The organism is Bacillus cereus group sp. TH152-1LC, assembly GCF_027710505.1.
GTDB classification, from domain to species: Bacteria; Bacillota; Bacilli; order Bacillales; family Bacillaceae_G; genus Bacillus_A; species Bacillus_A mobilis.
Map to the genome: position 1 here is coordinate 1 of NZ_JAQFNK010000051.1, position 12,448 is coordinate 12,448.

Sequence of the window (12,448 nt, forward strand, 5' to 3'; positions counted from 1 at the left end):
GTACGGTTCGGTGGGGAGGACTTGGGAACCTACCTAAGCAATTAGGCAAGGCACTGGATTCTTACCCAACGATACATTGATGAGCAAATGGCTCAAAAAGGAGCAACAAGATTTTCTACACATGGAGAAGCGGATGCAAGTGGTGATTTCGAGGAACAGCTCGAGCAATGGAAACAAAGTATGTGGTCTGATGCGATGAAGGCATTTGGGTTGGAACTTAACAAAAACATGGAGAAAGAACGCAGTACATTAAGTTTACAATTTGTTAGTCGTCTTGGAGGATCTCCTCTTGCGCGAACATATGAAGCGGTTTATGCATCTATACTAGAAAATCGTGAGCTTCAATCATCTAGCAGCGAAAGAAGCACGCGACATATTGAGATATCCTTGCCAGAAGGCGCTACGTATAAAGAAGGAGACCACCTTGGGGTGCTGCCAATTAATAGTGAGAAAAATGTCAACCGAATTTTAAAACGCTTTGGATTAAACGGAAAGGATCAAGTCATATTGAGCGCAAGTGGGCGCAGTGTAAATCACATACCTTTAGACAGTCCTGTTCGTTTATATGACCTTCTTAGTTATAGTGTAGAAGTGCAAGAAGCAGCCACTCGGGCACAAATACGAGAAATGGTGACATTCACAGCATGCCCCCCTCATAAAAAGGAATTGGAATCATTATTGGAAGAGGGAGTTTATCATGAACAAATATTAAAGAAACGTATGTCAATGTTGGATCTTCTTGAAAAGTATGAGGCTTGTGAAATCCGATTTGAACGCTTTTTAGAACTTCTTCCTGCGCTCAAACCGCGTTACTATTCTATTTCAAGCTCTCCACTCGTTGCGCAGGATTGTCTGAGCATTACGGTTGGTGTTGTTCATGCACCTGCATGGAGTGGGGTAGGGACATATGAAGGAGTCGCTTCTAATTATTTAGCTCAGCGCCATAATAAAGATGAGATTATTTGTTTCATTCGAACGCCACAATCAAACTTTCAATTACCTGAAAATCCAGAAACACCAATTATCATGGTTGGACCAGGTACTGGAATTGCACCATTCCGTGGATTCTTGCAAGCGCGTCGTGTTCAAAAGCAAAAAGGTATGAACTTAGGAGAAGCACATCTATACTTTGGTTGTCGTCATCCTGAAAAGGATTATCTTTATCGTACAGAACTAGAAAATGATGAAAGAGATGGATTAATCTCTTTACACACAGCTTTTTCTCGCCTAGAAGGATATCCTAAAACATATGTACAGCATTTAATAAAACAAGATAGAATCAATTTAATTTCGTTATTAGATAATGGGGCTCATCTTTATATATGTGGTGATGGAAGTAAAATGGCTCCTGACGTAGAAGACACCCTTTGTCAAGCCTATCAAGAAATTCATGAAGTCAGTGAACAAGAAGCAAGGGATTGGTTGGAACGTGTGCAAGATGAAGGACGATATGGAAAAGATGTTTGGGCTGGTATATGAATTTTTCTTAATTGGATAAGTAATATTTCATTCACGAACTTCTTTCGACTAAGTATAACTGTAAACAAAATAAACTGTTTTATAAAAACCCTGTATTTTTTATTGAATATGGGGTTTTCTTATTTTTAAATAAAAGGGGCGTATATGTTGATTCAAAATCCAATAATCTTTATGTATTATATACACAACATGTTAGATTTGAAATACTTAATAAAAAGGGGAAACATCAGGGAGAAGTAGACTTTAATTTAAACTCAACAAAATGCGTAATTGTTGTTACTCATTCACAAGAATTTGCAAAAAAAAATCAGATCCAGCATTTTATTTAAGTAAAATGAAGTTAGTAGTAAACGAAATTAAGAATAGTTAAGAAAAAGCTATTTTTGTCCTTAATTAACATAATTTTCGAAATGTATGAATGCTAATATTTGTTATATGATATATTTATCAAATTATTATTCATGTAGTTTCTATGATGAATCTGTAAGATAGTTTAAGGGTTGAATGTGGATTTGAAATAAAGAAACGATTTTTTGAGAGGAGAAAAGTAAATGTTTATAAGAACAGAAAGATTATTAATACGAAATTTTGAGTTCAAAGATTGGCAAGATGTCCATGAGTATACATCAGATAGCAATGTTATGAAATACATACCTGAAGGGGTTTTTACTGAAGAAGATACAAGAAACTTTGTAAATAGAAATATGGGTGAAAATGCAGAGAACTTTCCTGTGATACTGGTAGATGAAAATATTCTGATTGGTCATATTGTTTTTCATAAATATTTTGGTGACCATACTTATGAGATTGGGTGGGTATTCAATCCTAAATATTTCAATAAAGGATATGCTTCTGAAGCAGCACAAGCTACATTAAAATATGGGTTTAAGGAAATGAAATTACATAGAATTATAGCTACATGTCAGCCCAAAAATACCCCGTCATATCGATTGATGGAGAAAATTGGAATGAGAAGAGAAGGATATTTCAGGAAGTGTATACCCCATGGAAATGAATGGTGGGATGAATATTATTACGCTATTTTAGAAGGAGAGTAGTGTCTCAGAACGCATTGTTTAAATCAAAATCATAATTAAAATGTGGGCGGTTCTCTATGCCCATCAAGCTAACATTATATAAGTTTAATTTCATGTAAGATTTTTAAAAAAATTAAAATAAAGGTTAATTTTCTTAATACAGTATAGTATCTACAACAGTTTATTCAGCAAACGGGCAGGATTGTGAAAGTATTGAGTTCGAGATATCTTCCTAAAAAACATTACTATAATAAAAGGATGACAAAATTTTTATGGTTAGTATGATAATTTGGAAACAGAAGTCAGCTTAATCTATGAAAAACTTATCAGAGGAGTGATGTAAGTGAAACAAAATGTTTACGATAATCCGAATTTCTTCAAAAACTACACAGCGTTGCGTGAAAGTGGAATAAACGCTAATGACTTCATAGAACAGCCAGCAATCAAATCATTAATTCTGTGTTTGAAAGGAAAATCGGTATTAGACTTGGGTTGCGGTGATGGTCATTTTTCAAAGTATTGTATAGAAAATGGTGCAAAAAACGTAGTAGGTGTAGACATATCCAAAAATATGATTGAACGTGCTAAAAAGTTAAATCAGGATGATAACATAGAATTTATGTGTCTTCCTATGGAGGATATGGGACTAACCAATCAAAAGTTTGATCTGATTATAAGTTCCCTCTCTATACATTACATTGAAGATTACTCGGCAATGATTCAAAAGATTAATGAACTATTAAAAAGCAGTGGTGAATTTATCTTTTCAACCGAACACCCAATAGCAACAGCTCGCAAAGGGAGCAACCATTGGATAAAAACTGAGGATGGTAATAAATCACACTGGGCATTAGGTAATTATCAAGAAGAAGGAATCAGAGTACACAACTGGTTTGTTGACGATAGTGTGGTAATTTATCATCGAACAGTTGCCACATTAATAAATACTTTAATTGAACACGGGTTTTCGCTGGATAAAATAATCGAACCACAATCAACTTTGGCAGGGATAGAGAAAATGCCAGATTTAATAAACGAATCGCGAAGTCCATCTTTTATTATAATCAAGTCAAAAAAACAAAATAATATTTAAAAATATCTACCGCAATCTGGGAGCTTTTATTGAATTATGACAACAGCCGTTAAACTGTATGCATTCGAATTGAAAATATTGAACATAGGAGTGAGTGAAAATGGCATATTTACTACAAGTTGATTTTCCGTTTGAAGGTCCTTTTGGTGAAGAAATGGAAAAAGCATTTTTGGATTTAGCAAAAAGTATTAATAAAGAAGAAGGATTCCATTGGAAAATATGGACGGAGAACGAAGAAACGAAAGAAGCTGGAGGCATCTATGTATTTGAAGAAAAACAAGATGCTGACAAATACGCCGAAATGCATAAAAACAGACTGCAAGCATCTGGTATTAAAGATATTAGAGTAAGAATTTTTCACATCAATGAAAAGTTAACGAAACTGAATCGTGGTTATAGTAAATAATAAGGGTTACGGAATTCAAAAAAAGGAGGGGATAATCCCTACTTTTTTGAATTCTTCCTTTATAAAAAAATTCCTATATAAATAGGGATTCGTGTATCTTCATATAGTTCCTTGGAAAAGGTAACGTATGAGAGTTCTTAAACTTGTGAAATTGACGAGAAAGTACTGCGGAAAAAGTTGTATTGAAATAATGATTTATAAAAGGGTACGCCCCTTACTGGGAGGTAAGGGGCACAGGAAATGCAAATTTATTTGTAATTTGCTAAGTTGATTATAACATATATACCCGTCTATACATGTTACAAAATTATGAACATAACTAATATTTAGTAACTAGGAGTGATGAAGGTTGTAGGACTTAAAAATGCGAGAAGAGACCTGATAACAGGTCCGTTTTTGTTATTGTTTTGGCATATAATAAATAATGTTGATTCTCGCGTATCGATACGGGAGAAATAGAGGGAATATCTCATCGCTATACTTTCCTATGAATCTACAGAAAGAGTAGCGTGTTTTTTATTTAGGGATATCTCTTTTTATTAGTTTAATACCGATGTGACAATACGCCATTATTGTTTTTCAGACTTTCCTTGTTCTAGAATGTATGCTCTTTCTTGTTCCGGTGTCGCTAATTCGTATGCTTGACCAGTGCTGTTATTTTCCCATTCCCATAATAAATTATGCTCTGCAACGGATTGAGAGAAATCACCTTCATACCAACGAACCAAAATCTTGAGGTACTGTTCTTTATGTTGTAAGGTTCCACTATTACTTTCATCAATTACTCGACGTACTGTTTCGATGTTTTCTGGAGTCATTTTAATAAATCTTTGCTTTTCGTGAGATAGTACTTTTTGATGAGTCATTTTGTGCATTGCATTGATTATATGACGACCAGAATTGAGGTCAAGTATTACCTCTTCTCCTTTAATTTTCTCAGTTTGCTTTTCCTTAATGTCTGAACCTGCATACGTACCTACTTTGTAACCAGTAAAAATACCAACTGCTATAGTAATAACTAAGCTTAATGTGATTTTAATCCACTTTTTCAAACCTCGTACCCCCTTTTATTGAAGTGTACCATAAAAGAAGAGCTGTATATCCCTATCTACCTGTTTAATCTGCATAAAGAGTCATTATCAGTAGTCAGTGATACTTTACGAGGAACTCCTTGGTCTGGCATTCTCAAAAAAGAATGAGACTGGTGCGATGATTAAACTAGAGGATTTTGCTCTATTACTCACTCCTGATTATATTCTTAATGAAAAGCTTCAATAACATATGATCATTCTTAAGAATGTCATTAAAATGTTAGTGCAGCAAAATAAATTGTGTTATGATGTGAGCAAATATAAAGCTATGTAACGGAGGGATTAACATGCCGCATGTTGTGTTTCGTGGAATTACTACTGAACAATTAAAAAGTATAAGCAAGCCATTAGTAGAAGAACTCGCAGAAATCTGTGAGTGTGGTACGGATAATTTTACCTTGGAACTACCAAATTCTACGTTTGTATTTAATGGAGAAGAAATAGAAGCGTTTCCTCTTATTGAAGTGAAATGGTTCGAGCGTGGACAGGAAATTCGTGATCGATTTGCCAAGGCTATTACTACATATGTAATGGATTTTGGACTTCCAGAAGTAGAGGTTGTATTTACGGTTTTCACAGAATCAGCGTATTATATTAACGGGAAGCATTGTGCAAGTTAGAGCTATTTGAAAGATTTTTATAACATTAAGAAAAGAAATAGGAGAGAATATCCTATTTCTTTTTATTTTTATAATAAAATATAAATGCTAAATCTAAAGTAATGATAATAATTAGAAGTGATAGGTGTATAAGTGCATCAGTTTTTCCGTTTAATAAAGACTTTATAAAGAAATCCCATTCTGTTTCATAGGGAGGCTCTGACCAATTTCGTTGCATTCCGAAAGTTATTCCATTTATCTCTCCGTCTCAAAAAACTCAATCCACTCTCCATCAGGATCAGCGAAGAATATGTAACGTGTTCCATCTGGTAATGTTTCAATTTCTTCTCCTAGTAAAAAGGTTACTTTTTGTTTCTTTAGCCTTTCAATTTCATCCTCTAATGAATCCACTTTAAAGCAAATGTGATGTACTTTTCCTTCTGCCGGAAGAGAAGAGTTATAACCTTCAATGAGTTCGAGTATCGTTTCCTTCGATTCTTCTACACCTAAAAAAGCGAGTTTTAAGTCTGGATTCGGGTGACCCATACGTTTAATGATCTGTAAGCCGACTACTTCTTCATAAAATGAAATAGATGTTTCTAAGTTTGTAACCATAAGTCCGACGTGTTCGATTCTTCTAACTGGCATGTAGACCCCTTCTTTCTGAAAATTATATACAATATGTTATTGAAAATTAAGAAAATAAGCAAGATAAAAACCTTACAAATTTTAGCGTGTTATATGGTATAGTGAGAAAGTATGTTTGGGGAGAAGGAAGGAGATTATACGATGAATACACCTACTCAAACTCCTTCATTATCGGCAACGATGAAAGAGTGGCATTATGCATTAGCGTATGAAATTAAACATTGGAAAACGATAGGTGGTAGTAAAATTTCTATCATGAACGGTCGTTTTTTATATACAGATTATGAAAGTACAGTATACGTATTTCAGCTTATTTCGGAAGTAAGCTTACCGGAAGGTTCACCAATTCGAATTGAGTTCGATGGTGAGGAAGCGACAGGAGAAGTATTATCTGTACATGGATTAGAAATAGAACTGAAATTAAATGACTATATGCAAGGTGAAATACGAGAAGCTGTTTTATACAGTGAACCGTGGCAGTTGTTAGAGCAACTACAAGAGCGATTGAAAGAGGCACATAAAGATAAGTTAAAACGTAATCGTATAAAGCGTCTTGTTGATGGGACGAGCAGTCCGAAACATATTGAGAAGATGAAAAATCCGAAAAATGAATTGGCGTATCGTTCATTTTACAATCCGACAACGTACGTGTGGGGACCACCTGGAACAGGGAAGTCTTACAATTTATCACGTATTATTTCAGCGCATTATCAAAAAGGAAAATCGGTACTTGTATTAGCTCATAGTAATGCGGCAGTGGACGTATTAATGAGCGAAGTAACGAAGCAAATTGAGAAGAAAAAGAAATGGACGCCTGGCGAAATTGTTCGTTACGGTTATAGCCAACATGATCATATACGAAATCATGAAACGTTGCTTGCATCGAAGTTAGTTGAAACGACGAACGGATCTTGGGGAGAAGAAAGACTCTATTTAGAGGAAACACGACAAGATCTTCGTGAAAAGATTTTATCATATAAAGCGACTTCTGCTGATAAGAAGCGTATACAAGAGATTGAAAGTGATCTTCGAAAGCAAAAAGCGAAAATTAAAGAAGTAGAAAAAGAATACATCGAAAATGCAAAAGTAATCGGCGCAACTTTATCGAAATGTGCTATTGATTCACTGATTTATGAGCGTACATTTGATTTAGTTGTCGTAGATGAAGTGAGTATGGCATATGTGCCGCAAATTGCATTAGCTGCTTCACTTGGAAAACGCATCGTCGTATGTGGTGACTTTTTACAGTTACCTCCAATTGCGATGGCGAACCATGAACTCGTTCGAAAATGGCTCGGGGAAGATATGTTTTACCATGCGGGGATTGTTGAGTCTGTCAATAAATCAGAAGGGCATCCGAACCTTTTTATGTTGCAGGAACAAAGACGTATGCATGCGGATGTATCGAAGTTTACAAACTCATTTATTTATAAAAATAGAGTATATGACCATGCATCTGTTTCAGAGCGTAAAGAACTTGCGAAACTACAACCGTTCGCAAATGAGGCAAGTATTTTATTTGATACGAGTCTAATGGGCGCCTTTTCGTTAAAAGATGCTGCTTCAGGTTCTCGTTTTAACATTATGTCAGGTTTAGTAGCGATGCAAATGATGTTAATCGGACTGCTAGATGGTGTTCAATCGATCGGTGTAGTTACACCTTACAGAGCACAATCCCGCTTTTTATCAACGTGCATTAGAGAAATGTTGCAGAGAACGAAATATCAAAACATACCTGTTTTAGCAGCGACGGTTCATAAGTTTCAAGGGTCTGAAAGAGATATGATGATTTTTGATACAGTGGATAGTTATCCGCAAGAACGACCAGGCGTGTTATTCTTTGACCATAAAAACCATCGCCTCGTCAATGTAGCTGTAACGAGAGCGAGAGGGAAGTTCATTCAATTATCAGATTGCCATTATATGCGTAAAAACCTTTCGAGAAAACAAGCTTTATCACAATTAACAGCTCATATAGAACGTCACGGAGATGTGTATGATCGCACGACATCAAGACAATTGTGGGAGCGGAAAATTTCGAAACGTTTACGCTGGTTTATGGAAATGAATCTTGAAGAGCCGAAAGTGTTATTAAAAGATATTTTAGCTGCAAAACGAAAGATTATTATTTCACTTCCAAGCACAAAGCAAGTGGATAAACGAGTATGGCAAGCGTTAATGCGTACAAATGCGCAAATAACAGTGTATAGTGATGGACCAGTTCCGTTAAAAAATGTAAAGTTACAAAGACAAAACAAAGCATTCCCGTTTATCGTAATCGATGATGAAATCTTCTGGGCAGGAGCGCCACTCACATCTCAAATGATGTTTGAAGGTAGTACGGAATTTCCATACGTATGTGCAAGGCTGCAAGCACCAGAAACAATTGGTGTATTAAAAGGGTTTTTAGATATTCGGTAAATTCGGATAGGAATTCCTTGACTTTTAATCGGAATGAACTTAGAATGAATGTAATTTAATATAATTTTATGAAAATTCTTATCAAGAGAGGTTGAGGGACTGGCCCTATGACACCTCGGCAGCAGATTCGTTATGAATACTGTGCCAATTCCAGCAAGGTAACTTGAAAGATAAGAAAGAAGCTCATTTTGACTGTATATGCAGAAGCCTCTTTCTATCTTTTAGAAAGAGGCTTTTTTATGTGAAAATATAAGGGGGAAGAAAAATGGGAGCGACAGGAGTAACGTCACAAAGAAAAATAATTGAAGAGAGTATTGAAAGAAATAAGGAAAAGTACATAGAAACAAGTCACGATATTCATGCGAATCCGGAGATTGGTAACCAAGAGTTTTACGCATCAAGAACGTTGAGTTTATTACTAGGAAGCGCAGGTTTTCAATTACAACACAATATAGCTGGACATGAAACAGGTTTTATCGCGCGAAAAAGTTCAGGAAAACAAGGACCAGTTATCGCATTTTTAGCTGAGTATGATGCTTTACCAGGACTCGGTCATGCGTGTGGTCACAATTTAATTGGCACAATTAGCGTTGCGGCAGCGATCGCATTATCAGAAACGCTTGAAGAAATTGGCGGGGAAGTTGTCGTGTTTGGTACTCCGGCTGAAGAAGGAGGGCCAAACGGTAGTGCGAAAGCGAGTTATGTAAAAGCTGGTTTATTTAAAGATATCGATGCGGCACTTATGATTCATCCGAGCGGAAAAACAGCGACAACGAGCCCTTCACTAGCAGTCGATCCACTTGATTTTCATTTTTACGGAAAAACAGCTCACGCCGCAGCTTCACCAGAAGAAGGAATTAACGCATTAGATGCGATTATCCAGCTGTATAACAGCATTAACGCACTTCGCCAACAACTTCCGTCAGATGTGAAAATTCATGGTGTTATTACAGAAGGCGGAAAAGCACCTAACATTATTCCTGACTACGCTGCAGCAAGGTTCTTCATCCGTGCAGCAACGAGAAAAAGATGTGCGGAAATAACAGGAAAAGTAAGAAGTATCGCAGAGGGAGCAGCATTAGCAACAGGTACGAAAGTGAAAATTCATCAATTCCAAAATGAAATCGATGAACTACTCGTAACAAAAACATTTAATGACGTCGTAGCCGAAGAACTAGAATTACAAGGTGAGGACGTAAATCGGAAAGAAAGATTTGGCATCGGCTCAACAGACGCAGGAAACGTAAGTCAAGTCGTACCAACAATTCACCCATACATTAAAATCGGTCCAGACAATTTAATTGCACATACGAATGAATTTAGAGAAGCAGCACGTTCAGAATTAGGAGATAAAGCATTAATTACATCCGCAAAAGCACTAGCAAATACAGCGTATCGATTAATTACGGAAGAAGGGTTGTTAGAGAAGGTGAAGGAGGAGTTTAGAGGGGCGCAGAGGAATCAGGGGTAGATGGTTAAAGGGAGTGGGGGGATCCACTCCTTTTCTTTTTTGCGTAACACTGATGCTAAGATTTTTTTGCAGTAAAATCAATGTTAGTAGAATTTTTTTAATCAAAATTTTTTCAAAATTAACATAAATGCTTGCAACATTTAAATTAGTACTATATAGTTCTAGTTATGACAAAGGTAAAATTAATGAATCAAAAACGTGTGATTGAAGTAGCTGCAACATTATTTTTAGAAAAAGGGTTTGCTTATACAAGTATGGATGAATTAGTACGTGTAAGCAAAGTTTCAAAGTCTAATGTGTATTATCACTTTTCTAATAAGGAAGTATTATTAGAAGGGGTCGTTGATTATTGGATTGAAATGTATCAATCTGCAATTGATGACGTACTTTCTCAGACCCAATTTTTAGTTGAAGATCGTATCCAACTGTTTTTAAAACAATTATCACAAGGAGTTCAGTCGAGAGAGTATAAGGGGAGCTGTCCATTTATTACTCTTTATATTCAAAGTCCTAAACAGGCCACGCAAATAAAAGAAAAAATAGGTCTTTTTTTTACAGGATTACAAAAGAAAGTTTCTCTATTACTTAAACAAGGGGTAGAGAATGGAGAATTCAGAAATACGATTAATATTGATGAGGTTGCATCCCTTTTTATTACAAATCTTGAAGGAGCGTTATTTATTTCAGAAACATTGAAGGATGCAACTGTAATCACGAAAACAGCAGATCATTTTTTAAAATTGCTTCGATAAAAGAAGCATTTTTTTTACATCAAATTAGTACTGTATAGTACTAAATGGAGGTCTTATATGAGAACAGTATTTTTAATTGGTGGAACAGGCTTTATTGGAAAGCAATTAGTGAAAGAATTAGCCAAAGAGGATGTTAAAATCCTTCTTTTAGTGAGGTCGAAAAGTAAAGCAATACGCCTTTTTCAAGAAAGAGGCATCTTACAAAAGGCAGTTATGCACTTTATTGAAGGTGATTTGACGAAAATAGATTTAGGTCTAAGTGCTGAAGATAAGGAGAGGGTATTGAAAACGGATGTGATTATTCACGCAGGAGGCCCCATGGATATTCAAGCGACAAATAAAGAGGCATCTTCCGTATTTTTAAATGGTGCAAAACATATTAGTGAATTAGCTAAAAGTATTCATCAATTGAAGGGCTTGCAACAATTTATTCATGTTGTAGGTTATATGAGTCCCTTTGATGATAAAAATAGCAAGATTGCAATTGATGCGTTTAAAGAAGGAAACAATGATTTGAAAATAAAAAATCCATATGAGAGAACAAAATTTTTAGCAGATCTTTATATCCGTCACCAGGCATCAGCGGTAGGTTATCCGCTTTCTGTAATTAATCCGCCAACTGTAGTCGGTAGTAGTAAAACAGGGAGTACAGAGCAGATAGCAGGATTAGGTTTGCTTGTGATGAGTATGCGAAGAGGGCTCATGCCAGTGATTCCTGGAGGTAAGGGATATAGGTTACCACTTATTTCAAACGATGAGCTTGCGAAGTTTATTGTGCAGGTTTTCAGATTGGAACAACCGACTATTCAAACATATACACTTGTTGAAGACAAACAGCACGATCAGAACATTGCTGAATTATTAAGTATTATGTCGGAAAGTATGAATATGAGGGCACCAAAAATCTCTGTCCCAATGCCACTTATGAAAGCAATTATGAATAGTGGAGTAAGTAAAATAACAAAAATTCCTTCGGATGGACTGAATTTTATTACAAAACGAAAATTTTCAAATGTTTCAGCGAAAAAAATTATGGGAGGAGATTGGTTTAAGGAGACGAGTGTAATAAAATTTTTCCCTGCCGTAGTAGCAGATCTGGATTATCGAATGATATATCAAAATGGCCAGCATAATCATTTATTTAAACGAACATTATGCGATAACACTACCCTTTATCAATTACAAGGAGAGGGTAAACCATTTATTTTATTACATGGTTTATTGAGTGATGGAGAGGATTTATTTCCTTTAGCACAAGAGCTTCATGAAAAAACTGGTCAACCTGTATGGATCTTGGATCTTCCAGGTTTGGGACGTTCTCCTTTTAAACGAGAGAAAAATCTCGTCCATGTTGTAATATTGGCTTACGTTAAACTTGTGAAAAAATCATATTCATGTATAATACAATTGATGTATGATACATTAGTTGTAGGAGGGTGACCTTTTTGAAA

The 12,448-nt window shown here is 35.6% G+C and carries 9 protein-coding genes, 3 pseudogenes and 1 riboswitch; of the genes and pseudogenes, 9 read left to right on the forward strand and 3 right to left on the reverse strand.

Features of this window, described 5'->3' with window-relative positions:
- Positions 1 to 69 precede the first annotated feature (69 nt).
- The 4 genes and pseudogenes from PDL00_RS34195 to PDL00_RS34210 form a co-directional block, all read left to right on the forward strand.
- Positions 70 to 1,479 (forward strand): annotated as a pseudogene (locus PDL00_RS34195) (diflavin oxidoreductase); the annotation flags it as partial.
- 551 nt (positions 1,480 to 2,030) lie between these two features.
- On the forward strand, positions 2,031 to 2,537 hold the full coding sequence (locus tag PDL00_RS34200) for a GNAT family N-acetyltransferase (protein WP_270733794.1): 507 nt from the start codon (positions 2,031 to 2,033) through the stop codon (positions 2,535 to 2,537).
- Positions 2,538 to 2,859: 322 nt separating this feature from the next.
- The gene (locus tag PDL00_RS34205; protein WP_270733795.1) at positions 2,860 to 3,609 is read left to right on the forward strand and encodes a class I SAM-dependent methyltransferase; all 750 of its coding nucleotides are present in this window, start codon (positions 2,860 to 2,862) and stop codon (positions 3,607 to 3,609) included.
- Positions 3,610 to 3,709: 100 nt separating this feature from the next.
- Complete coding sequence (locus PDL00_RS34210; protein ID WP_061677738.1) at positions 3,710 to 4,015, forward strand: monooxygenase; 306 nt, start codon at positions 3,710 to 3,712, stop codon at positions 4,013 to 4,015.
- 569 nt (positions 4,016 to 4,584) lie between these two features.
- On the opposite strand, the gene PDL00_RS34215 is transcribed toward PDL00_RS34210, so the two are convergent.
- Complete coding sequence (locus PDL00_RS34215; protein WP_270733796.1) at positions 4,585 to 5,067, reverse strand: PRK06770 family protein; 483 nt, start codon at positions 5,065 to 5,067, stop codon at positions 4,585 to 4,587.
- A gap of 326 nt (positions 5,068 to 5,393) precedes the next feature.
- Here PDL00_RS34215 and PDL00_RS34220 point away from each other — a divergent pair, with 326 nt between their 5' ends.
- Positions 5,394 to 5,726, forward strand: a complete 333-nt coding sequence (locus tag PDL00_RS34220; RefSeq protein WP_270733797.1) for a DUF1904 family protein — start codon at positions 5,394 to 5,396, stop codon at positions 5,724 to 5,726.
- Positions 5,727 to 5,778: 52 nt separating this feature from the next.
- Here PDL00_RS34220 and PDL00_RS34225 read toward each other — a convergent pair.
- Both PDL00_RS34225 and PDL00_RS34230 read right to left on the reverse strand, forming a co-directional pair.
- Positions 5,779 to 5,964 (reverse strand): annotated as a pseudogene (locus PDL00_RS34225) (hypothetical protein); the annotation flags it as partial.
- On the reverse strand, positions 5,961 to 6,353 hold the full coding sequence (locus PDL00_RS34230; protein ID WP_270733798.1) for a VOC family protein: 393 nt from the start codon (positions 6,351 to 6,353) through the stop codon (positions 5,961 to 5,963). The gene PDL00_RS34230 and the pseudogene PDL00_RS34225, both read right to left, overlap by 4 nt.
- A gap of 111 nt (positions 6,354 to 6,464) precedes the next feature.
- Here PDL00_RS34230 and PDL00_RS34235 point away from each other — a divergent pair, with 111 nt between their 5' ends.
- The 4 genes and pseudogenes from PDL00_RS34235 to PDL00_RS34250 form a co-directional block, all read left to right on the forward strand.
- Complete coding sequence (locus PDL00_RS34235) at positions 6,465 to 8,774, forward strand: AAA domain-containing protein (RefSeq protein WP_270733799.1); 2,310 nt, start codon at positions 6,465 to 6,467, stop codon at positions 8,772 to 8,774.
- Positions 8,775 to 8,849: 75 nt separating this feature from the next.
- Positions 8,850 to 8,951: riboswitch (SAM riboswitch) on the forward strand.
- 88 nt (positions 8,952 to 9,039) lie between these two features.
- Positions 9,040 to 10,245 carry a M20 family metallopeptidase gene (locus PDL00_RS34240; RefSeq protein ID WP_270733800.1) on the forward strand — a complete coding sequence of 402 codons (1,206 nt, stop codon included), beginning with the start codon at positions 9,040 to 9,042 and terminating at the stop codon, positions 10,243 to 10,245.
- Between the two features lie 185 nt (positions 10,246 to 10,430).
- A complete protein-coding gene (locus tag PDL00_RS34245) occupies positions 10,431 to 10,997 on the forward strand; it encodes a TetR/AcrR family transcriptional regulator (protein WP_063259541.1) in 567 nt (188 codons plus the stop codon).
- Between the two features lie 57 nt (positions 10,998 to 11,054).
- Positions 11,055 to 12,386, forward strand: a pseudogene (locus PDL00_RS34250) (alpha/beta fold hydrolase); the annotation flags it as partial.
- Positions 12,387 to 12,448: the final 62 nt, after the last annotated feature.

Bases quoted from the DNA above. Each gene is read 5' to 3' on its own strand.
- PDL00_RS34200 (WP_270733794.1), top strand. From the start codon at position 2,031: ATGTTTATAAGAACAGAAAGATTATTAATACGAAATTTTGAGTTCAAA.
- PDL00_RS34210 (WP_061677738.1), top strand. From the start codon at position 3,710: ATGGCATATTTACTACAAGTTGATTTTCCGTTTGAAGGTCCTTTTGGT.
- PDL00_RS34220 (WP_270733797.1), top strand. From the start codon at position 5,394: ATGCCGCATGTTGTGTTTCGTGGAATTACTACTGAACAATTAAAAAGT.
- PDL00_RS34230 (WP_270733798.1), bottom strand. From the start codon at position 6,353: ATGCCAGTTAGAAGAATCGAACACGTCGGACTTATGGTTACAAACTTA.
- PDL00_RS34235 (WP_270733799.1), top strand. From the start codon at position 6,465: ATGTTTGGGGAGAAGGAAGGAGATTATACGATGAATACACCTACTCAA.
- PDL00_RS34240 (WP_270733800.1), top strand. From the start codon at position 9,040: ATGGGAGCGACAGGAGTAACGTCACAAAGAAAAATAATTGAAGAGAGT.
- PDL00_RS34245 (WP_063259541.1), top strand. From the start codon at position 10,431: ATGAATCAAAAACGTGTGATTGAAGTAGCTGCAACATTATTTTTAGAA.